Source organism: Corallococcus exercitus (assembly GCF_042231735.1).
GTDB classification, from domain to species: Bacteria; Myxococcota; Myxococcia; order Myxococcales; family Myxococcaceae; genus Corallococcus; species Corallococcus exercitus_B.
In genome coordinates this window covers 4,669,481-4,691,757 of the sequence record NZ_CP102577.1, presented here as the reverse complement: position 1 = coordinate 4,691,757, position 22,277 = coordinate 4,669,481, and the positions used below count along the sequence as shown (strand labels likewise).

Below are 22,277 nucleotides of genomic sequence, written 5' to 3'. Positions count from 1 at the left end.
GCGCTCAGTCCTCCAAGGGTGCGAACAGAATCTGGGCCAGCCGGTCCAGACGCGCCGGGCTCGCCAGCGCTTTGCGCGTACGGGATGACATTTCCAGGTGCAGGAAGCGGGCGAGCGGGTAGGCCTGGAGCAGGCGGCCCTGCGCGTTCTGTGTCCCACCGAGCACCTTCACCTCGTCCGGGAACAGCTTCACTCCAGGGCCGAGCGGCTTCTCCAGCTGTGCGGCCACCTTCCGGGCCCACGCGCCGGGTTTGCGCGTCCCGTCGCTCACCACGGCCGCGAGCAGCTCCGTGCGGCCCTTCTGGACCTTGGACTCGCCGAAGCCGTGCAGCTGCACCACGCGAGGGGCGCGGAGCTGGCGCGCGGCCAGGTCGGTCACGGCCTGGAAGAGGTGGTCCGGGTTGTGCGCGACGTCGGCGGGGTGCTCCGGATCCTCGGGCGTCTCACCGGGCACGCCCTTGTAGCGGTGCGCGGTGGCGGTCATGAACAGGCGCGGCGCGTGGCCCTCCGGCGGGCACGAGAAGAGGTTGGCGCCGATGTCCTCCGTGCCGATGTCGAAGTACGGATGGGGCACCTGCACCACGTCGTGGGTGGCCTCGCCCGTGCGGATCACATACGCGCCCGCGCCGTGGAGGTTGTCCGGGCGCTCGCGCAGGACCCAGAAGGTGTCGCGCGGCGTGGCCCAGGTCTCCAGGAAGAAGCCCGCGGACGCGGCGAGGTTCGTCAGCTCCGGAGGGACGTCCTTCCGCGTGGGCGCCGCCGCCAGCAGCGCGGGGATGAGCTTCGAGACCGCCGCCCGCTCCTCCAGCGTGGTGGGGTGGAACGTCACGGCGTCCAGGCGCGGCCACAGCCCGGAGAAGCGCGCGTCCACGCGGCACCCCGACTGCTCGGGCACGTTCACGGAAGGATCCTCCTGAGGCACGCGCTCCGGAGGCGGCCGCGTGCCCGGCTTCGCGCGCATGCCCCCGCGGGGCCCGTCCTGCTGGGATGACTTCGCTGCCTTCGCGGCGTCCGGTGCCGTCGGGGCGCTCGGAGTCGTCTGCGCGCGGGCGCTCATGGCGGCGCCCAGCACGGACACGACTCCCGCGGCCACGAGCGGGCGCCACGACCCGGTCCTCCGGCGGGACTTCACAACATGTCCTCGTCGGGCTGCCAGCCGCTCCGGTTCCACATGCGCGGCGCGGTGTTCTCCACCGACTGGCCGAACATGAAGAACCGCGCCCACATGGGCTCGGAGCCCAGCGCCTGGATGCGCACGGTGTGCACGCCCGGCGCGATGTCCTCGCCCAGCGTCACCGGCACCGTGCGCGCGTACCACTTCACGCCCGGGCGGCCCGCCGGCATCGCCGGGTCGCGCTCGGAGGCCGGCAGCACCACCGTGCGCTCGGCGCGGGTGACGTGCGGCACCAGCACGCTGGCGCGGCGCACGGGGTTGCCGCCGTCCACCGTCACGGACAGCTGGGGCTCCTTCGCGCCCTCCGCCACCGGCGTGTAGACGACCACGTTGAGCGTGACGGCGCCCGGACCCGTCTTGCGCACCGGCACGCGCAGGCCCCCCTGGCCCACCGGATACACCGTGCGCGAGCGCAGGCCGCTGCCCGCAGCCGGAGGACGGTTGAGCAGCGCCGTCAGCCCCGGCGCCGTGGAGCGCAGCAGCACCTCATGCTCACCCGGCGGCAGCGGAGGCAAGAGCTCCCGCGCCCGGGTGGAGCGCACGGTGAAGCGGTGCAGGGGCTCGCCGTCGAGCAGCACCTCCACCTCGTTGCCCAGCGCCGTCGCGTCCTTCAGCGACAGGCGCACCTCCGGACGGGTGGGCGTGCGCGCATCGAAGCGCGCCCGCACCGCGCGGCCCGGCTCCAGCACCGTGGACAGCGCCTTCACCATGTCCACCGTGTCCGCCTGCGCGGACTCCAGCACCTCCACCACCTGGGGCGAGCCGTAGGGGCGCACCACCACCGCGTCCCCGGACGGCGGAGGCGTCTCCTCCTCCGGACCCACGGGCTCCAGGCGCACCTGGCTGAGCAGCTCCAGACGGGCGCCCGCCTGCATCAGCGCGGGGAGGTTCGCCGGACGCATGGGGTGCCACGCGCGCATGTCCACGGGCGCGTTGCGCCAGCGCACGGCGGTGAGCGCGTCGTTCGTGTACGGCGCCGACACGGCGATGGGCTGACCGCTGGAGAGGAAGCTGTAGAGCTGCACGATGGTCGCGCGCGGCGCCTCCACGCGCAGCTTGCGAGCCCCCATCGGCAGGAACACCCGCGCGCTCGCCGCGCTCGACACCCAGGCCGGCAGGTCCGTCACCTCGCCGGAGCCGGCGGAGCCCGCGTCCTGCGACGCCCGCGCCACCGGCGTGCACGGCAGCGCGCCCCCGGGCAGCGGCACCAGGGCCGCGCTCTCGAACGGCGCGGGCTCCGGCGTGGCGTCCATCGAGGCCTGGCCCAGCGGCTGGCCCTGCTCATCCAGCACCGTGAGGCTCAGGTGCAGCGGCTCGCGCGAGGGCGCGCGGTCCAGCGAGCGCGCGTCGAGGCGCACCAGCCGTCCCACCGCGTCCATGCGCGGGTCGATGTCCAGCTCCAGCACCGGGCACGCCGGGCCGGTGGCGAACGCCTCCGTGCGGCGCGTGTCCGGCAGGAAGGCCACGCGGCCCTCCGACGCGACCCCGGGCGAGGGACGCGACTCGGCGGGCAACAGCCACGACTCGAACGGGCCCTCCACCGTGTAGCGCAGGTCCTCCTTGCCGTCGTTGCGCACCATCACCGTGTGCACGCCCTCCGGCAGCTCCAGCGGATGCGACATGGGCGAGCCCGCCACGGGGCCCGGCAGCTCCAGCGTGTGGGCCGTGCCGTCGGTGGACAGCGTCTGGAGCGTCACGGGGCCTTGCGGCTGCGCCTTCGCGTCCGTCGCGTCGCTCCACAGCCACAGCACCGGCTTCGCGGGCCCGGTGACGTTGAGGGCCACGGCGCGGCCGGCGCCCAGGCGCTCCTGCACGGACTCGGTGGCCTCCACCAGCGGCAGCCGGTAGGGGGTGCGGTAGACGGGTTCAATCTGGTAGTCGGTGCCCGCCTCGCCCTCCGCGTTGAGGCGCTCCCAGTGCTCCTCCGCGAGCCAGCGGCGCGTGTCGGCGGAGAGCTTCTCGAAGGGCTCGAAGGTGGCGCGGCCGGCGCGCACCTCCGCGCGGGCCTGGGCCAGCTTCTGCGACGCGAGCAGCGGCAGCGTGCGGTGCGCACGGACGTAGACGCGCGCCAGCAGCGTGTCGCTCGTGCTCGCGGGCCGCAGGTAGAGCACGGAGTAGTCCGGCCGCTCCTTGGGCAGGCGCAGCACGAACTCGCGCTCGTCCGTCACCTGCTGCGCCGCGTGCGTGGTGAAGGCGCTCTCCTGCAGGAACGTGCCGTCCTCCTGCGGCTGGCCCTTGCTCTGGCGCGTGCGCGTGAAGATGGCGCGCTCCAGGAGGACGCCCTCCGGCCCGCGCAGGATGGCCTTGAGGCCGTACTGGTACTGCTTCTCCGGCGCGTAGGGCGTGCCGTCGGGGAGCAGCTCGTGCGTGACGATGAGCAGCTCCTCCGCGTCGGCGGGGACGCGCACGCGCATCTCCCGGCCCGGCTCCAGGCGGTAGAAGATGAGGCGCTCGGCGTTGACGAACTTCGCGTCGCGCCGCGCGGTGGGCGTGTCGGTGTTGCCCAGCACGGCGAGGCTCGCGCCCCAGATGAGGGCCAGGCCCACCATCAGGCCAAGGAGCGCCACGAGGGCGCGGCTGCGGGTCTTCATCGACGGGCCTCTTCGCGGGAGACTTCCCCGGTCAACACCACCGGACGGCGGTGTCGCAGCGCCAGGTCCACCGTGCTCGCGAGCTCCGCGTCACCCGCGGTCAGCTCCGCGCGCTTCGCCGGCGACGGGTGCTGCTGAAGGAAATAGACGGCGCGCAGCACCTGCTTGCCCTGCCGCGCTTCCACCAGGAGGAAGGGCAGGCCGTATTCGGCGCTGTAGCCGGACTTCACCTGACGCGTCACGTTGCCCACGCGCTTCGTCTGCGCCAGCGCGCGCAGGTCGTGCACGTTCTGCTGCGCGACGTAGCGCTCCGCGCTGGCGGTCAGCTCCGCGAAGTGCTCCTTCAGCGCGCTGGACACCGGCTGCGTGGGCGCCACCAGCCGGTCCGCCAGCAGCGCGCGCTCGGGAGACTCGCGCGGCTCCTCGGGCGTCAGGCCCGTGATGGCCAGCTCCTCCGCCGCCAGCCGGGGGCCCACGAAGGCGCCGCGCAGCGGCTCGGACAGCCACAGCGTGGCCAGCCGCGCTCCGCCGAAGGTGCGGGAGAAGACCTGCTGCGGGCTCGCGTCGTTGAGGCCCGTCAGCTCCGGAGAGCCGTCGTGGTAGCGCACGCGCTGCCCCAGCCAGCCCAGCGGGCCCTCCTGCGACAACAGCTTCTCCAGGTCCGCCGGCCGCTGCGTCGGAGTCAGCACCGGGCTGCCCACGTCCACCAGCACGTCCGCGTCCACCGAAGGCCGGCCGGAGAACCCGCGCACGTGCAGCACCCAGCCCTGCTCCTTCGGCAGCGCGCGGTGCACCGCTTGGTGGAACGCCTGGAAGCTCGTCCGCAGCTCACCGAAGGTGGCCGGGTGGGGCAGGTCGCCCGAGGCGGTGGCGAACACCATCGCGGTGGCCCGCGACTCGTGCCACACCTCGGCGGCCACCGGCAGCGTGCCCGCCTCGCGGGCCGGCGACGGCACCTCCAGCGCGAGCGGCGAGCCGCCCGGCCGCACCAGCAGCCCCGCGCCCAGCCGGCCCGGCGTGCCTTCCGCGTCCGTCACCCACCAGCACCCGGCCGCGCCCGCGCACTCCGTCACCGGGTGCACCCGCAGGCCCAGGAGCGCCGCCATGGCGCCGGCCCAGCGCGTGCGCAGCTCCATGGGCACGTCCGCCGTCCCGCCGCCCAAAAGCGGCGAGGCCACCTGCTGCTCCAGCACCAGCAGCTCCGCGTCCGAAGGCCGCACCGCCGGGACGCGCGCCACCTCCGGCGTCACCATCAGCGTGCCCAGCGCGTCGCGCTCCGTCACCGGCTCGGCCAGCGCCGGCGCCCGCGCCAGCACCAGCGAGGCCAGGTCGAAGGCGCCCGCGCGCAGCACGCTCACCCGCGACTCACCCCAGTTGCCACCGGGCTCCGGCGGGGCCTCCGCCGTCACCTTCGCGCCCGGCCACAGCGCGTCCAGGCCCCGAGGCGCCTTGCCGTCCGGCGTGTGCAGCACCACCTGGCCCGGCTTCAGCGAAGGGTCCACGCGCAGCTGCACGCGCTCCCGCGACGACAGCGCGTCGTGCGCGTGGCGCAGCGGCGTCTCCGACTGGGACAGCGCGTCGCCCAGCACCAGGCCCGCGCGGTGGGAATCCACGCCGCTCACGATGATGGCGCGGCAGCTCACGCGCTCGCACAGCATCGCGGCGGCCTCGGCGCTGGGCGCCTCCGTCAGCGGCCGCGGCACCTCCAGCACGGGGCCCTGCGCGCCGGGCACCAGCAGCGCCGTGTCCCAGCCCGCCTTGCCCTCGCCCTCCACGCGCTCCACCAGCGCGTAGCGCGCGGGCGCGCCGTCCTGCTTCGGCAGCTCGCGAAGCTCCAGCCCCAGCGCCACCGCCTGCGTGCGCAGCGAGGACACCGCCTCCGCGCGGCCCGTTTCAAGCCACGCGTCCAGGCCGTTCCACAGCCCGGTGTACGCGCGCAGGTCGCCGTGCTTCAGCCGCAGCGAGCCGCCCACGTCGCTCTCGCGCGCGGTGGCGCGGCCCATCACCATCACGCCCAGCGGAGACTGGTCCAGGCCCAGCCCCGGCACGTGCTCGTGCGGCGCCTGCGCGGTGAGCGCGGTGGCCGGACGGGGCTCGACGAGCGACAGCCCGAAGCCCGCGAGGCTGCCGATGAGGAAGCCCGCCAGCGACGTGTGCAGCGTGGGCAGCAGCACGCGGGCAATCACCTGCTTCTGGAGCATCTTCACCGCCAGCAGCGTGGGCACCAGGTAGCCGAAGCCGAAGAGGTCCGTGACCTTCAGGCCCGGGATGCGGGCGCCCATGGCCCAGCCGATGGTCCACTTCACGAGGAAGCCCAGGCAGAAGACGAGCACCGTCTTGCGAGGGCCCTCCAGGTTGAGCGTGCGCAGTCCCGGCACCGACAGCACCGCCTTCGCGGCCAGCACCAGCAGCAGCACCTCCGCCATCGTGGCCACGAGCTTCAAGGGCTCCAGCCACGTGAGCGCCAGGAGCGCGGGCACGAGGATGCCGTTGAAGTCCCAGCCGTACTTGAGGTTGAAGCGCGCGGCGAGGAACGCCGTCGTCAGCAGGATGATGTAGGCCTTGGGGCTGGACAGGAAGTCCTGCGCCACGTCCTCGTACATCAGCTCCAGGCTGGAGAAGGACAGGTTGGTGCCGGGCAAGAGCACGAAGCGGAGGATGACGTACGTGAGCGCCACCGGCACGCCCACCTGCCACAGGCCGCGGCGCAGCTTCAGCTTCCAGAAGGCGTTCGCGGTGAGCGGCACCAGCACCAGGCCGATGCTGTGCAGGCTGCGGTCCACGATGAAGGACGTGCCCCACCGCTCGTCCATCCAGTGGCCCAGCACGGGCAAGAGCCACGTCTCGCTGACGGCACGCACCACGACGCTGGCGAGCACCACGGCGAAGAAGCGGTCGCGGCCGAAGAACTCGCTCCAGGCCCCTGTGCGGGACAGTCCGCTGGAGAACGCCAGCGCCAGGCCATAGGTGAGCAGCGACTCGGCCACCACGGTGCAGCCCGCCTCCGGGTGGATGACGAACACCGAGGCCAGGTAGCCAGGGACGACGAGGCCCACGAAGACCCAACCGAGCGTCTCCGTGAGGAGCGCCAGGATGAGCACGCCCACGAGCACCGCCACCAGGATGGAGGTGTCGAGGGAGTAAGCCGGAAAGAGTGTCAGGGTCGAAAGGAGCGCCATGGTGGCCGCTCGAATCTAGGGAGGCTCCCGTCCCCGACCAGGGTTGCCCCTCTCAGGGGATGAGAAGCGTCCGCTGTCCAACCGATGATCCGGGCCTCCAGTCCCACTGAATGCCCAACCCCGGACAGTGGAAGTGGCCCCTGAACCGGATCATCCGGTGCGCTTCACGCGAGGAAAAGCCTGGCTTGAACCGCGGGTGCGGATGGCGTCGGCGTGATGCGTCACGGCCCCCTGGCCGCTCGGGAGCGGGCAGGGGGACGGAGGTGGCCTTACGGGCAGTCCTGCGCGGCCACCAGCGCCTGGCAGCCCAGGCCGGAGCCGGTGAGCGTGCAGGGCACGGTGTCCGCGAGCGCCTGGATGACGGCCTTGGACGACGCGCCGGTGCCGCGCAGCGTGGCGGACTGCTCCAGGTGGATGAAGCGGTCCGAGGCGGCGGCGGCCTCCGCGAAGCAGGCGTCCCCTGCGCCGTTGTCGATGCGGCCCTGCACGTTGCTGGTGCCACACAGGGCGCGGTGCTTGCCCGCGTCATCCGCCGCGTTGCAGGAGAAGGCCTTCTTCGTGCCCACCAGGTGGGTGTTGAGCGCGTCGCGCAGGCGGTTGGAGAGCGCTTCCGGCCGCTGCACGCGGGTGCCGTCGCTCACCACGGCGGCCTCGGGGCCGTCGCCCGCGTCCATGCCGTGGATGCTGGCGGCGATGGCGTCCGGGTAGGTGGCGCGCAGCGCGCGGTGCGCGGCGGTGAAGAAGTTGTTGCCGTAGTGCGCGGCGTCGGAGATGCGCAGGCCCTTGGTGCCGCACACGCTGGTGGTGCCGCTGCACGGGCTGGCGGTGGTGACGGCGCAGCGGTTGCTGCCGGTGATGAGCAGCGCGCGCGCGCCCAGCGTCACCAGCTGCGTGGCCGTCTGGCGCAGCGTGCCCTCGTCGGAGTCCGCGTGCGGCGCCTCCAGCCACAGGTCGCGCGCGGGGAACAGGTTGATGATGAACGTGCCGCCGCCGCGCGACAGCAGCCCCTGCTCGCGCACCACCAGCCAGCCGCCGCCCGTGTCGTTGCGGAAGGTGGTCACGCCGTAGCCCATCCCCGCCAGGTCCTGCACCACCTGCGCGGTGGGACCTTCGGTGAGCAGCGCGCGGAAGGCGCCCTCGAACGCGGCGAGCTCCGTACCGCCCGGCTCCTGGAAGCCGCCGCTGTTGGCCGCGGCGATGGGCGCCGTCTGGAGCCACGTCGTCAGGTCGCCCGTCAGGCTGGCCAGCGAGCCGAGCGGCGCGCACACGCTCGCTGACGGCTCAGGCGAGGGGGCGACCGGCGTCCCGGCCGTGGGCGTCTCCACCGGGGTCACCGTGTCGGTGGGCGTCGGCGCGGTGGGCACCTGGCCCACGTCTTCAACAGGAGCGCTGGGCGAGGCCGGGGCCTGGACCACGCTCCCGGGAGCGCTGATGGAGGAGTTCTCCGCCACGGCATCGCTCGGTCCAGCGACGGCATTGCTGCATGCGGCTGCGAGGAGCAGGAGGCAGGAAAGGGACGTGCGCAGGGGGGACAAAGACATGGTCCTGTCCCGAACAGCATGCCCTGCGCATGCATTCGCATCCCGTCAACTCGGGATGACAGCCGGAGGGGCGCCCGCCTGCCCGTCCGCCCTATGTCACCTGCCGGCTCAGGGCAGGGTCCGCAGCAGTCCCTCCGCGTCCGGCGCGCCCCAGCCGGTGGGGATGTCCCAGCCCGGTCCGGCTTCGTACTGACGGTCGGTGATGCCCACGGTGATGTCGCGGAACGTGTCCTGCACGTTGGGCAGCGTGTAGAGCTGCGAGTTGAGCCAGCCCACCGGCGGCTTCGCCGCTTCCGCGCGCGCGCCGTTCACCACGGAGATGATGCCCGCGAAGATGGGCGAGGAGAACGACGTGCCGGTGTTGGGCGTGGTGACGCCCAGCCACGTGTACCAGTAGCCGGTGTCCGCGTTGAGCGCGACGTCCACCACCGCGCGCTTGGCGGGCAGCGGGAAGAGGCCCTTCTGCCACTCCGGCGTGGCGAAGGTGCGGGTGATGCCGGAGCCGGAGTAGTACCAGGCCGTCTCGCCCGTCACCGTCATGCCGTTCATCTTCAGCTGCGTGCCGCCCACGGCGGTGACGTAGGGGCTGTTGCCCGGCACGTCCACGCCCGCGGAGTCTCCGCTCGCGGCGGCGATGGTGATGCCCAGCGCGGCGGCCATGGTGCTGGAGTGGCTGTACGCCTCGTGCACCGCGCGCGGCTCGGAGTCCTCGCGGTGCGCGAAGGACGTGGTGATGACGCTCACCTCGCCCCGCGAGATGGCCTCGTTGTAGGTGTAGAGGATGGACGTGTTGCGCGCATCCGGGCCCATGTAGACGAGCACCTCCGCCTTGGGCGCCATCGCCGCGGCCCACTCCACGTCCAGCGTGCCCTCGCGGTAGCGCGTGACGGGCGGCTCCATGGTCTGGATGACCTTGGGGTCCTCGCGCTCGATGCCCCACATCTTCCAGAAGGTGCGCACGTCCTTCCACCGGAAGCCGGCGCCAATCACCACGCCCAGCTTCGTGCCCTGGCCCTGGTGGCCCTGCTTGTAGAGCGAGTCCACGTTGTACGCGCGCGCCACCTGCTGCGGCGTGAGGCCCCGGCTGACGGGGTCCGGCGGCTCCGTGGACGGCTGGCCGAACTCGCCGGGCATCGTGCCTACCGGCACGGGCAGGTCCAGCGCGACGACGGCGTGGATGCGCTTCTGCACGAACGCCGGCGCGTTGACGGTCTCCGTGAGGCCATAGACGTCGTGCGGATCATTGCCGCCCTGGGGCGACTTGCGGCTGAGGACGCGCAGCTTCACGCCGAACGCCTTGTTGAACTGGCCCACCGTCCCCACGAACTGCACCAGCAGCCGGTTGGTGGCGACGAAGGGCACCTGCATGCCCTCGGACTTCAGCCAGTCCGTGACGATGGTGACGTCCTTCTCCAGCGGGGCGTGCTTCGCCATCCACTCGGCGGGCGTCATGTACTGGCGGAAGCTGGAGCCGCCCGGCTTGTAGATGTCCGCGATGCGCTGCTCCAGCGCGTCCTTGTCGCGGATGGGGAAGGACACCAGCCCCCGGATGAGGTCCGTCTCCGGCGCCTCGCCCTTGTCCGTGTAGACGCCCGGCAGGGGCCCCGGGACGCCGTCCGTCGTCGGGACGGGCGTGGGGTCCAGCACCTCCGCCTCCGGGTCCGGCGGCGGTGGATCCACCACCTCCGGCACCGGAGGAGGCTTGCCGGGCGGCGGCTGTGACGTCTCGGCGTCGGGAAGGGTGGGCGTTGACTCCACTGGCGTCGGCCCGGGAGGCCGCGGCTTGCCCACCGACGTCAGACGGTCCGAGTCACGGCAACCGCCCAACCACCCCGCCAGCAGCAGAACACCCGTCAGGATGAATCCGCGTTTCATTGCGCCCCCAGCCCGCGGTGACCCGCCTCGGGTCCCCCGCACCCCAGCCGTCCTCCCCCCTGGAGGACGTCGCCCATTGTGCGCCTGCAAGGTGTGCGCGATTGCCCTGAGAGGCAACTGTCATGGACAGGTAAATCGCGGCTACACTGTTGGCACTTCTTTGCCCATCCCATGCGGCTGCCGACAGCACTCCTGCTCCTCTTCTTCCTGCTGCCGAGCGCTGCGCTGGCGCAGGGAGACACGCGCATCACCTTCCTGGGTCGTCAGCTGGAGAAGGGAAGGGATCCGCGTGCTCGCTCACAAGCCGCGCTCGTGTTGGGCGCCACCGAGGATCCAGAGGCGGTGACGCCTTTGTGCGGCGGCCTCAAGGACCCCAGCGAGCTGGTGCGCGCGGCGGTGGCCAAGGGCCTGGGCGCCCTCCTGGAGCCGGGCGGGCTCGACTGCCTCCAGGCGGTGAAGGGAGAGCCGGACGCCACGGTGCAGGCGGCGGTGGCGGAGTCCATCAAGGCCATCAAGGCGTACCAGGCGCGCCGGCCGCGCTTCTACCTGTCGCTGGACGGGCTGAAGGACAAGACGGGCAAGGTGCCCGCGGAGCTGGTGAAGGTGACGGAGGCGCGCCTTCGTTCCAAGCTGGTGCGCCGGGGCGCGCAGCTGGCGCCGGAGAAGGAGTCCAAGGCCGGGGCGAAGGGCGCGCTCAAGAAGCTGGGCGTGCACGGCTACCGCATCACGGCGGAGATCCAGGCGACGGACAGTGGAGGCCTGCGCCTGGCGCTCCTGTGCATGACGTACCCGGAGCAGTCCCTGATGGGACAGGTGGAAGTGAACGCCGCGGGAGCTCCGCCCGCGGACCTGTTGAAGGCCCTGATCCCCCGAGCCATCGAGGAAGCCGCCGCGACCTTCGACTGGAGCAGCGAGACATGACGACGACCACGGCCCAGGCCCCGACGACGAAGCGCCGCTGGCGCAACTTCCTGCTCGACGCGCCCTTCCAGCTGAAGCTCACCGCGTACATCGTCGGTGTGTCGCTGGTGATGGCGGCGCTCCTGGGCATCTTCCTGGTGCGCGCGGCGAACTCGCTGATGCACGAGACGGCGACGGCGGTGGATGCCCGCTCGGCGGCGGCGGAGGTGAGCCGGGAGCTGTCCGGCGCCACGCTCTCCAACGAGCTGATGGCCCACATGAACGACCCGGCGTTCGAGAAGCAGTTCCGGGAGCAGGCGCAGGCCATCGACGCGAAGTACGAGGCGGAGCGCTCGGCCATCGTCGCGCAGCGCGCGGAGCTGGAGCGCCACCAGCGGATGACCTGGTGGGTGCTGGGCGGCTGCCTGGTGACGTTCATCGCGGTGGTGGCGCTGGCGACCATCGTGGTGACGCACCGGATGGTGGGCCCGCTCTTCCGCATCAAGCGCATGATGCGCGAGGTGGCGGAAGGACACCTGAACCCGCCGCAGCACGGCCTGCGCGAAGGCGACGAACTGCAGGACGTCTTCGAGGTCGCGCGGGACATGACCCAGCGCCTGCGCGCGCAGCAGACCGAGGACGCGCGCGCGCTGTCGGAGGCCCTGGCCCAGGCGCGCACGAGCGGCGCCACGGGTCCCTGGGTGGACGAGCTCAGCGCCCTGGAAGCGCGCTACCGCGAGCGGCTGGCTCGGTAGCCCGGTAGGGAAGGGCCGGGCGCCTCGCTTCACCGCGAGGCGCCGCCCGCTCGAAGCGCGCGGCCTACGAGCAGCTGGCGCGGTCGTGCAGGGCAGCGCCTTGCCTCAGCGCGCGAGGCGCCTCACACCCGCGCGGTGTCCGCGGTGAGCCCCATCTGCATCAGCTCCGAGTGCAGCAGCAGCCGCGCCTGCGCCCACGGCAGCGCGACGACGCGGTAGCCCGCGAGCGCCTGGAGCAGCATGGGCCGGTAGCTGGCGTGTCCGGGGTCGGCGACCACGACGATGCCCCGGTCCGTGGTGGAGCGGATGAGCCGCCCGACGCCCTGGCGCAAGAGCAGCAGCGCGCGCGGCAGCCGGTACTGGAGGAAGCCCAGGTACTCGTTGCCCGCCTTCGCCAGCGGCTCCTCGCGCGCGGCCACCAGCGGCCGTGACGCCGGCTCCAGCGGCAGCTTGTCGATGAAGACACACCCCACGCCGCGCCCGGGGATGTCCACGCCCTGCCAGAAGCTCTTGGTGCCCAAGAGCACCGTGCCCGTGTCGCGCTCCTGCCGCGCCGCCAGCGACCGGCCGTGCCCGCGCGACTGGCGCAGCACCTCGATGCCGTGCGGCTCCAGCCGCGCCTGCACCTCGCGCGACACGCGCTCCAGCCGCCGCGTGGAGGCGAACAGGCCCAGCACCCGGCCGCCCATCACCTGCGCGAGGCCCGAGATGCGCCCGGAGGCCCAGTCGATGAACGGCTCCTCGTGCGCGCGCGGCGCGTCCGTCACGAGCACCACCAGCGCCTGCTGTCCCAGGTGGAAGGGCGACGGCGCGCGCAACAGCGGCGGCCTCAGCCCCAGCCGCTTCAGCACGAAGGGCACGCCGTCCCCGGTGCCCAGCGTGGCGGACGCCATCACCAGCGCGCGCTTGTTCGCGGCGAAGTCCTTCGCCACGGCCTCGGACACGTCCACCGGCTGCGCGCCCACGCTCCAGCGGCCCTTGCGAGGCTCCGCGCGCGCCGCGTAGCAGCGCTTCGCGTCCGGCTCTCCGGCCAGCTCTCCGGCCAGCACCGACAGCTCGCCCAGCTCCGTGGTGGCCCCGGCCAGCTCCCGCTCCAGCGACGGCTGCTTCACCGCCAGCTCCGGCAGCGCCGCCAGCACGCGCACCGCCAGGAGCGTGTGCACCCGCTGCAGGGCCGTGCGCACCGCCACCAGCCCCTCGCGCACGGGCTCCCAGGCGGGCAGGGCGCGCACCGCGTCCGTCACCCTCAGCTCCGGCGCGTAGGCCGCGTCGTCCGCGTCCTCGCCGGGCATCGCGGACGCGGGCTCGCACAGGGCCGTCACCTGTTCACCCAGCACGCGCGCCTCCTGGAGCAGCGTGCGCAGGGCGTCGTCCACCTCGGACATCAGCACGCGGGACTCGTCCCGGCGCGTGGCCGCCAGCGCGCGGCGCAGCTCCGCGAAGAGGCCCCGGCGCCCGTCGCGCCCGTGCAGCCGCTCCGTGAGGCGCAGGAAGGCCAGGTCGGACAGCTCCACCGTGAGCGCGGTGGTGGCCACGTCCTCCAGCTCGTGCGCCTCGTCCAGCACCAGGTGGTCCAGGCGCCCGTAGCGCGCGGGCCACGCGAACGCGAGCGACTGGTTGATGACCAGCACGTCCGCCTCGCGCGCCTGCGCCACCGCCGAGTGGTAGAAGCACTTGTGGTGATGCGGGCACCGCTCGCCCAGCGTCGTCGCCGCCTCGGAGCGCACGGAGGGCACCAGCCCGTGCATCCCCGGGAAGCGCTCGCGGAACCAGTGGCTCAGCCGGTCCAGGTCCCCGTCCAGGCTGCGGCGCAGGTACGCGCGCACGTACGCCCGGGGCGCCCGCGCGGCGTGGTTCATCCCCGGCTCCACGCGCGTGGCCTCCAGCGCGCGGCGGCGGCACAGGTAGTTCGTCTGTCCCTTGAGCAGCGCGTAGCCGAACGCGCCGCCCGTGGCCTGGTGCAGCCGGGGCAGGTCCTTCTCCAGCAGCTGGTCCTGGAGCGTCTTCGTGTGCGGCGCCACGCCCACCTTCAGCCCGTTGCGCGCGGCGAACAGCGCGGCGGGCGTGAGGTACGCCAGCGACTTGCCCGTGCCCGTGCCGGCCTCCACCGCCACCTGCCCGCCGTCCGACAGCGTGCGCGCCACCGCGTGCGCCATCTCCAGCTGCGCGGGCCGGGACAGGAACCCACCCCCGCGCTCCAGCGCGCCGCCGGGCCCCAGCACCTGCGACACCTCCTCCGGCCGCACCGGCAGCGGCGTCGCGTCCAGCTCGGGTTCAGGGGGCGGCCTGCCGCCGTTGGCGCGCTTGCGCTCCGGCCGCGCGCGCAGGAAGCCGCCCGTCGTCTCCAGGCTCAGCGGCACCGGCGTGGCCCGGCACGCCTCCCACAGCCGGGACAGCAGCCCCAACAGGGGCCGCGCCTCCGCGTCCGCCGCCAGGTCGCGGGCGTCCTCCTCCGACAGGGTGTCCAGCAGCGGCGTGGGCCCCAGCGCCGCGCGGGCCCGGGGGTCCAGGGTGGCCAGCAGGTCCGCCACGTCCTCCGCGCGCCCGTCCCGCACGCAGCCGTCCAGCGCGTGCACCAGCACCGCGTGCACCGCCACGCAGTCGTGCAGCGCGCGGTGCGGCTGCTGCGAGCCCAGCTTCGCCCACCGCATCAGCGACTCCAGCGAGTGGCTGGGCAGCTCCGGGTGCAGGTAGTGCATGAGCTCGCACGAGTCGAGCACCGGCACGCCGCCGAGCACGTCCGGCAGGAAGCCCTTCTCGAACGGGGCGTTGTGCGCCACCACCGTCCAGCCCTTCAGCCGCTCCCGAAGCTCCGCGCGCTCCGCGTCGAAGCGCGGCTGTCCGGCGAGCTGCGCGTCGGAGAGGCCGGTGAGCCGGCGGATGGTGAGGTTCAGCGGGCGCGACGCGGAGTACAGGCGGGAGAAGCGGTCCACCTCCCGGCCGTCCTCGAAGAAGAGGCAGCCCACCTCGATGACCTCATCCACGCGAGGGTCGAGCCCCGTCGTTTCGAGGTCCAGGAAGACGTGCCGGGTGAAGAGCTCCGAGCTGCCCATGCAGGGCGTCGAGCCTACCCGGCCGGGGGGACATCGCCAGTTAACGGGCGGCGGCCCCTGCGCCGGCCTCAGTCCACGACGAAGGTGCCGGCGATCATCTTCCCCATCGCGCAGCCGTACTTGAGCGTCCCGGACTGGTTGGGCGTGAACGCAATCTCCACCGGCGTGTTCAGGGGCAGCTTCGTGTCGATTTTGTACTCGTCCATCACCAGCTCGGTGGCGCACGTCAGGTCCGTCTTGCGCGTCACCACCAGCTTCACCGGCTCGCCCTTCTTCAGCTGCACCGGCGAGGGCTCATAGCCCTTCTCCGTGACGGACAGCTCCACCACGTGCACGCCGTTCTCCCGCCGCCCCACCTCCTGCGCGGCGGGCGCGCCCGGCTCCTTCGCGGAGGACTCCTTGGAGCACGCCTGCTGAGACGCGCCCGCGAGGACCGCCGCCGCGGTGAGCGCGAGCCAGGGCTTGATGATGCGGGAGAAGAAGGGGCGCATGGATGGGGGCTCCGGGAGGAGGAAGGAAGAAGGGCGGCCCGTGCCGTGAAGGCAGGACCGCCCGGAAGTAACGGCACCGCGAGCGGAGGTCAGCTCGCGGCGTCGGGCTTCGAATCGTCCGCGTCGTCGGAGTCGTCCTCGGCCGGAGCCGGGGGCGCCTCGAAGCGCAGGAGCGCGTGCAGCGGGACGAACAGCTCATGCCCCGGCTCACCCAGGAGCACGTCGAAGCGGCCCACGCGCAAGAGCGGCGCGGACACCGTGATGCCGTTGCGCAGGGTGAGCTTCACCGTCTGCCCGATGTGCGGCAGGAACGGCCGGGGGTCCGAATAGGGACGCTTGTCCGGCTGACGCGCCACCTGCGCCGGCTTCTGCGTGAGCTTCGCGTCGCGCTCCAGGTTCGGCATCAGCCGCTCCCAGTCACCCCTGCGCGCGATGAGCACCACCTGGAGCTTCTCCAGCCGGCCCGTGCGCTCGAAGGTGAAGGCGATGGCCTCCTCCGCCAGCAGCGTGTCCAGGAGCGACCGCTCCGCCAGCACCACGGACAGCTCGGTCTTCTGCTCGATGAACGCGCCCAGGAAGTCCGCGACGAGCGCGTTGTCCACCTGGCCGCGCGCCTGCTTGATGGCGGCCTTGCGCTGGCTGCGCTCCTTGCGCGCCATGAACTCCTGCACCGTCAGGCCGCTCTGGAGGATGCCGAACGCGTCCCCCAGCGACAGGCCCGGCGTCTGGCCCATGAGCTCGTAGACCTGGTCGAAGCGCTTCGCCTCCTCGGCGTGCAGCTTGCGCCAGATGCGCGCCTTCATCTTGCCTTCCAGCTCACCCTTGGCGATGCGCGCCGGCACGTGCTCGCGCGTGGCCAGCGCCAGGATCTGCTCCGGCGTGGGAGGCGGACGCGGCGTGCTGGGGCGCGGCCCGAAGCGGCCCGGAGGCCCGCCCGCGCGCGGAGGCCCGCCCATGCCGGGACCCCGGGGAGGCGGACGCGACGCCGCGCCCGGCGTGAAGCCCGCCGCCGGAGGACCGGACGGGCGGGGAGGCGCCGAGGGGGCCGCCGACACCGGGCCTGATGCGCCTGCCGCGCCCGGCGTGGGCCGGGGCGTGGGAGCGGACAGGCCCGCGGGGGCCACGGGGGTGGCCGGCCGGGGAGGCATGGGGGAGAGGCCGCTCGGCTTCGGCGTGGGCGCCACGCCCGGGGTGGGGCGGGGGGCCGGCGTCGGGCGCGGTGCGCCTTCGGCGCTGGCGGGCGCCACCGGGGCGGAGGGCGCCACCGGCGTGGGCCGGGGCGTGGGCCTCGGCGTGGGGGTGGGGGCGGCCGAGGACGGAGTCACCGGCCCGCCGGGCGTCGAGCCCGGCCGCCGGATGACTTCGACTGCGGGGAGCACCCGCCGTGTCTTCCTGTCGTTCACGGTTGTACGTTACCTGATGCGCGGGGTCCGGGCATGCCCGGGCTCACGGCTGGGGGGATGCTGAAAAGTCCACCTTCCATCCGGACGGCTCCCTCACCATCCGGACCTCGCCCGACTTTCCCGCCGAGCGCACCACCAAGGTCGCCACGTCGCCCTCCTGCCGGAGCAGCGAAACCTCCTGAACATCCGGCGGCACGGGAACATTCGCGAAGAACAACGCGAGCGGTTCCGGCTTCACCATGCCGCCTGACGCGTCGCTCACCTGCTGGGCCCGCGTCTTCAGGACCTGCTGGGTCGGTTGCGACAACACCGTGTACGCCTTGGGCAGCTCACCGCGCTGCACGTGCCGGTGGAACGTCTGGTAGGCCCCCACGGGGGAGTCCGGCTGGAGCCGGTTGCAGCCGCCCAGGGCGAAGAGGGCGAGCAGCAGCCAGGTCGTCGTCGCGAGCGGGCGCATGGAGCCTCCGGTTTAGGTCAAACCGCCGCCGTGGGGAAGCGCGAGGTGCGTCAGGCCGCGTGCTGGTGGACGCGATTGCGGCCTGTCCCCTTGGCTGAATAGAGGCTCGCGTCCGCCGCGCGCAGCAGCGCTTCCGTTCCCGGCAGGTCGTCCGCGGGCACCGTCGCCACGCCCAGCGACGCGGTCAGCTTCACCTCCTGCGACATTCCGTCCGGTGCCTTCCAGGTCAGCTCCAGCCGCTCGATGGCCTCCCGCACCCGCTCGCACGCCCGGAGCGCGTCCTGGGGAGCGGCCTCCGGCAGGAGGGCGATGAACTCCTCGCCGCCATAGCGGGCCAGCAGGTCCACCTCCCGCAGCGTCGCGCGGGCCGTCTGCGCCACCGCGCGCAGCACCTCGTCCCCGAAGGGGTGGCCGAAGGTGTCGTTGATGCGCTTGAAGTGGTCGATGTCCAGCATCACCAGCGACAGGGGCGAGCGGTACCGGCGCGAGCGCATGAACTCCTCGCTCAGCCGCTCCTCGAAGTAGCGCCGGTTGAACAGCCCCGTGAGCGCGTCCGTGCGGCTCAGGGCGAGCAGCTCCTGGCGGCGGCGGTCCAGCTCCCGGTTGGCCCACTCCAGCTCGCGGTTCTTCTCCAGCAGCGCGTCCTGCAGCGCCTTGAGCCGCAGCATGGACTTCACGCGCGCGCCCAGCTCCAGCATGTCGAAGGGCTTCACCAGGTAGTCGTCCGCGCCCAGCTCCAGCCCCTCCACCTTGCCCGCCGCCTGCCGCGCCGTCATCAGGATGACCGGGATGAAGCCGAAGCCGCCCTCGCCCGCGTTCGCCTTGACGATGCGGCACACCTCCACGCCGCCCAGCCCCGGCATCTCCACGTCCATCACGATGAGGTCGGGCCTGCCCGCGCGGATGGCGGACAGCGCCTGGGCTCCGTCCAGCGCTTCCTTGAACACGTAGCCGTGCGGGGCCAGGCCCTCGCGCACGTGCTTCACCTGCGCCGGATCATCGTCCACGATGAGCACGGTGCGCCCGGAGAAGTCGTTCGCGGGTCCGCTCCGGCGCGCGCCCTCCGCCATCCGCTTCCTTTCGGCTTCCGGCATGAAGCGCCCACCCCCCAACAGGATGCGGTCGTGGCCAACGTCGCGAGTGTCCCCCGGGGCGGGAACCCCGTGGGTGGATTCTCCCCTGGGTGGGGGGCGCTGCCAAGGGCCTCCGCGGACCCCGGGCGGGCCGGCGCCACCCTTGCGTCCAGGGCCTGACAGGCGCCGCGGGGACTACGGCGCGGGTTTCACCAGGCGTGCGCGGTAGACGGGTTCTCCGGACGCCAGGTAGCGCCGCTCGCGGGTGGAGGGCACCTCCTCCGGGTCGTACGGGTGGAACACGCCCGCGCCCAGCGGGTTGTGGAAGCCCGCCTCCTCCAGGATGCCCAGCATGGCCACCGCGCGGTCCTGCACGTCGGTGCGCATGTCGAAGCGGCCGCCGGGCTTGAGCAGCCCCAGCATCAGCTTCGCGAAGTCCGGCTGCACGACGGCCCGCTTGGCGTGCGAGCGCTTCCACCACGGGTCGGGGAACTGCAGGTGGATGACGTCCAGCGACCCGGGCGCGAAGATGCGCGGCACCACGAAGCGCGCGTCGGACTCGATGACGCGCAGGTTCTTCAGGCCCGCCTTCTCCGCGCGCATCTGCGTGTCGCGCGCGTACTTCTTGCGCCACTCGAAGGCCACGAAGCGCACGCCGGGGTTTCGGCGGCAGTACTCCAGCGCATGGCCACCCGCGCCGGAGCCGATCTCCAGCTCCAGCGGCCCCGTGAACCCGAACTCCGCGTCCCAGTCCGGGGGCGCTTCCAGGGGGACGAACTTGAGGCCGACCGGATCAGGGAGCAGGGCAGGGCGCATGGCGGGAGCGGGGGGCCTCTAACCATGGAGCCGCGTGGGTTGGCCAGGGCAAAAGCGCGCGGGGTGGTATAGGGAAGGGCCATGAAGGTCTTCCAGTCCGTGTCCGAGGCGGGCCGCCAGCTTCAGGGGCAGGCCCTCGCGCTGGGCAACTTCGACGGCGTGCACGTGGGCCACCAGGCCCTCTTCGCCGAGGCGCTGCGCCACGCCCCCGCGAACGCGCTCACCTTCCAGCCCCACCCGGGCAAGGTGCTCCAGCCGGACCTGGCGCCCAAGCTGATTACGCTGCTGCCGCGCAAGCTGGAGCTGCTCGCCGCGTGCGGCCTGGGCCACGTGGTGGTGCAGCCCTTCACCCGCGACTACGCGCGCTCCACGCCCGCGGACTTCGAGTCCGCCCTCTTCGACAGCCTGGGCGTGGGCCACGTCGTCGTGGGCAGCGACTACACCTACGGCGCCCAGCGCGCCGGCACCGTCACCACGCTGCGCGAGGCCGCGGCGAAGCGGGGCGCCCAGGTGCACGTCGTGCAGCCGGTGAACGTGGATGGCGTCGTCGCGTCCTCGTCGCGGATCCGCGAGTACATCCTGGAGGGCAGGGTGGGCGCGGCCAGGCGCCTGCTCGGCCGCCCGTTCGACCTGGACGGCACGGTGGTGTCCGGCGCGGGCCGGGGGCGCACCATCGGCTTTCCCACCGCCAACGTGGACACGCAGAACGAGCTGAGGCCCGCGCCCGGTGTGTACGCCATCCGCGTGCGCCTGCTGGCGGAGGAGGCCGGCCCGTGGCGCCCCGGGGCGGCCAACATCGGCGTGAAGCCCACCTTTGGCGGCACGGAGGTCACCATCGAGGCGCACCTGCTGGACTTCTCCGGTGACCTCTACGGCAAGGAGCTGCGGGTGCAGTTCCTGGAGCGGCTGCGGCCCGAGCAGCGCTTCGGCTCCGCCGCGGAGCTGGTGGGTCAAATCAAACGCGACGTGGAGGCCGCCCGCACCGTGGTGGCCCGCGACGACGGGTAGGGGCCCCAGGCCCCCGGCGCGGCCCCTGCGCGAAGGGGGCGCCGGACAGCAAGGGAGCACGCCAGGGCGCCTTGACAGGCCGCGCATCGGTTTCCTCTAATCCGGGAGGATCCGTGCCAGGGCTTCAGGCCCCTGTAGCATGGCCTCCTTCCCCCCGCGGGTCCCGCTGACAGCCGGGGCTCTGGCTGTTCCCTCCTCACGCTCAAAGAGGCATCCCAGAAATGTCCGGTCGACTCGGTGAATTGCTGGTGCGCGAGAACCTCATCTCCGTCCAGCAACTCCGCAAGGCGCAGGAGGAGCAGCAGAAGAGTGGCGCGCGCATCGGCACGGCGCTCATCAAGACGGGCGCCATCGAGGAGTCGAAGCTCACCGACTTCCTGTCGAAGCAGTACGGCGTGCCGGCCATCAACCTGAAGGACTTCGACATTGATCCGGACATCATCAAGCTCGTGCCCAAGGAAGTGGCCGAGAAGCACCTGGTGATCCCGGTCAACCGCGCGGGGCCCTCGCTCATCGTGGCCATGTGCGACCCGTCCAACATCTTCGCCGTGGACGACCTGAAGTTCCTCACCGGCTACAACATCGAAGCCGTCGTCGCGTCGGAAATCTCCATCCGCGAGTCCATCGAGCGCTACTACGCGGAGAAGGGCCCCTCGCTGGAGGACATCGTCGGCGACGTGGGCGACGACATCGAGGTCGCCAAGGACGAGCAGGAGAACGTGGATGAGATGGCCAAGGCCGCGGACGACGCGCCCGTGGTCAAGCTGGTGAACCTCATCCTCATGGACGCCATCAAGAAGCGCGCGTCCGACATCCACATCGAGCCGTACGAGAAGGACTTCCGGGTCCGCTTCCGCATCGACGGCGTGATGTACGAGGTGATGCGCCCGCCCATGAAGCTGCGCAACGCCATCACCAGCCGCCTGAAGATCATGGCGTCGCTGGACATCTCCGAGCGGCGCCTGCCGCAGGACGGCCGCATCAAGATCAAGATCGGCGGCGGCAAGGAGATGGACTTCCGCGTGAGCGTGTGCCCCACGCTCTTCGGCGAGAAGGTCGTGATGCGCTTGCTCGACAAGAGCAACCTGCAGCTGGACATGACCAAGCTGGGCTTCGACGCGCAGCCCCTGGCCTGGTTCAAGGAGGCCATCGACCGGCCCTACGGCATGGTGCTGGTGACGGGCCCCACGGGCTCCGGCAAGACGACGACGCTGTACTCGGCGCTCTCCAGCCTCAACGACGTGGGCACCAACATCTGCACCGCGGAGGACCCGGTGGAGTTCAACTTCGCCGGCATCAACCAGGTGCAGATGCACGAGGACATCGGCCTGAACTTCGCGGCCGGCCTGCGCTCCTTCCTCCGCCAGGACCCCGACATCATCATGATCGGTGAGATCCGCGACTTCGAGACGGCGGAAATCGGCGTGAAGGCGGCGCTCACGGGCCACCTGGTGCTCTCCACGCTGCACACCAACGACGCCCCGGGCACGGTCAGCCGTCTGCTCAACATGGGCATCGAGCCGTTCCTCGTGACCGCGTCGCTCAACCTCATCCTCGCCCAGCGTCTGGCGCGCCGGCTGTGCCCCGCGTGCAAGCGCCCCGCGGAGAAGGTGGACGAGCAGGCCCTCATCGACGCGGGCATCCCGCCGGACAAGATGGGCACCTTCACCATGTACGAGAAGGTCGGCTGCCGCGAGTGCAACGACCGCGGCTACCGCGGCCGCGTGGCCATCTACGAGGTCATGCCCTTCTGGGACGGCCTCAAGGAGCTGGTCATCAACGGCGCCTCCGCCGCGGAGCTCAAGCAGGAGGCCATCCGCCTGGGCATGAGCAGCCTGCGCATGAGCGCGCTCAAGAAGCTCATGGACGGCATGACCACCCTCGAAGAGGTCGTGGGCAACACCGCGCCGGACCGCTTCTAGTCACCCCACTTCCTCCACCACCTTTTTCCCCCGACAGGA

15 protein-coding genes are annotated in these 22,277 nt (G+C 72.4%); 4 read left to right on the top strand and 11 right to left on the bottom strand.

Annotation, left to right across the window (positions count from 1 at the left end; translation table 11 throughout):
• Positions 1–4 precede the first annotated feature (4 nt).
• The 5 genes from NR792_RS18215 to NR792_RS18195 form a co-directional block, all read right to left on the bottom strand.
• Positions 5–1,093, bottom strand: coding sequence for a hypothetical protein (locus tag NR792_RS18215; RefSeq protein ID WP_375761285.1), 1,089 nt, complete (start codon positions 1,091–1,093; stop codon positions 5–7).
• 35 nt (positions 1,094–1,128) lie between these two features.
• Positions 1,129–3,765 carry a hypothetical protein gene (locus tag NR792_RS18210; RefSeq protein ID WP_375761284.1) on the bottom strand — a complete coding sequence of 879 codons (2,637 nt, stop codon included), beginning with the start codon at positions 3,763–3,765 and terminating at the stop codon, positions 1,129–1,131.
• Positions 3,762–6,944, bottom strand: a complete 3,183-nt coding sequence (locus tag NR792_RS18205; protein WP_375761283.1) for a poly-gamma-glutamate biosynthesis protein PgsC/CapC — start codon at positions 6,942–6,944, stop codon at positions 3,762–3,764. Before NR792_RS18205 ends, NR792_RS18210 begins: the two co-directional genes overlap by 4 nt.
• Positions 6,945–7,213: 269 nt before the next feature.
• Entirely contained in the window at positions 7,214–8,395 is a 1,182-nt protein-coding gene (locus NR792_RS18200; RefSeq protein ID WP_375761282.1) for a hypothetical protein, read from the bottom strand.
• A 198-nt stretch (positions 8,396–8,593) separates the two neighbouring features.
• The gene (locus tag NR792_RS18195; protein WP_375761281.1) at positions 8,594–10,360 is read right to left on the bottom strand and encodes a protease pro-enzyme activation domain-containing protein; all 1,767 of its coding nucleotides are present in this window, start codon (positions 10,358–10,360) and stop codon (positions 8,594–8,596) included.
• Positions 10,361–10,531: 171 nt separating this feature from the next.
• On the opposite strand from NR792_RS18195, the gene NR792_RS18190 reads away from it, so the two are divergent.
• Together NR792_RS18190 and NR792_RS18185 are read left to right on the top strand one after the other, a co-directional pair.
• Positions 10,532–11,281, top strand: a complete 750-nt coding sequence (locus NR792_RS18190; protein ID WP_375761280.1) for a HEAT repeat domain-containing protein — start codon at positions 10,532–10,534, stop codon at positions 11,279–11,281.
• Positions 11,278–12,015 carry a signal protein gene (locus tag NR792_RS18185; protein WP_375761279.1) on the top strand — a complete coding sequence of 246 codons (738 nt, stop codon included), beginning with the start codon at positions 11,278–11,280 and terminating at the stop codon, positions 12,013–12,015. The genes NR792_RS18190 and NR792_RS18185 overlap by 4 nt, the downstream gene beginning before the upstream one ends.
• Before the next feature lie 122 nt (positions 12,016–12,137).
• On the opposite strand, the gene NR792_RS18180 is transcribed toward NR792_RS18185, so the two are convergent.
• The 6 genes from NR792_RS18180 to NR792_RS18155 all read right to left on the bottom strand — a co-directional run bounded on the left by NR792_RS18180 (position 12,138) and on the right by NR792_RS18155 (position 19,308).
• Positions 12,138–15,068 (bottom strand): helicase C-terminal domain-containing protein, encoded by a 2,931-nt coding sequence (locus tag NR792_RS18180; RefSeq protein WP_375761278.1) that lies wholly within the window; start codon positions 15,066–15,068, stop codon positions 12,138–12,140.
• 68 nt (positions 15,069–15,136) lie between these two features.
• On the bottom strand, positions 15,137–15,559 hold the full coding sequence (locus NR792_RS18175) for a cupredoxin domain-containing protein (RefSeq protein WP_375761277.1): 423 nt from the start codon (positions 15,557–15,559) through the stop codon (positions 15,137–15,139).
• Between the two features lie 89 nt (positions 15,560–15,648).
• A complete protein-coding gene (locus NR792_RS18170) occupies positions 15,649–16,938 on the bottom strand; it encodes a hypothetical protein (protein WP_375761276.1) in 1,290 nt (429 codons plus the stop codon).
• A gap of 67 nt (positions 16,939–17,005) precedes the next feature.
• Positions 17,006–17,419 carry a hypothetical protein gene (locus NR792_RS18165; RefSeq protein ID WP_375761275.1) on the bottom strand — a complete coding sequence of 138 codons (414 nt, stop codon included), beginning with the start codon at positions 17,417–17,419 and terminating at the stop codon, positions 17,006–17,008.
• 50 nt (positions 17,420–17,469) lie between these two features.
• Entirely contained in the window at positions 17,470–18,513 is a 1,044-nt protein-coding gene (locus NR792_RS18160) for a diguanylate cyclase (RefSeq protein ID WP_120527970.1), read from the bottom strand.
• A gap of 174 nt (positions 18,514–18,687) precedes the next feature.
• On the bottom strand, positions 18,688–19,308 hold the full coding sequence (locus NR792_RS18155) for a tRNA (guanine(46)-N(7))-methyltransferase TrmB (protein WP_375761274.1): 621 nt from the start codon (positions 19,306–19,308) through the stop codon (positions 18,688–18,690).
• Between the two features lie 81 nt (positions 19,309–19,389).
• On the opposite strand from NR792_RS18155, the gene NR792_RS18150 reads away from it, so the two are divergent.
• Positions 19,390–20,316 (top strand): bifunctional riboflavin kinase/FAD synthetase, encoded by a 927-nt coding sequence (locus NR792_RS18150; RefSeq protein WP_375761273.1) that lies wholly within the window; start codon positions 19,390–19,392, stop codon positions 20,314–20,316.
• Positions 20,317–20,537: 221 nt separating this feature from the next.
• Positions 20,538–22,238: a type IV-A pilus assembly ATPase PilB gene (gene pilB / locus NR792_RS18145; RefSeq protein ID WP_375761272.1), complete on the top strand. Its 1,701-nt coding sequence runs from the start codon at positions 20,538–20,540 to the stop codon at positions 22,236–22,238.
• Positions 22,239–22,277 lie beyond the last annotated feature (39 nt).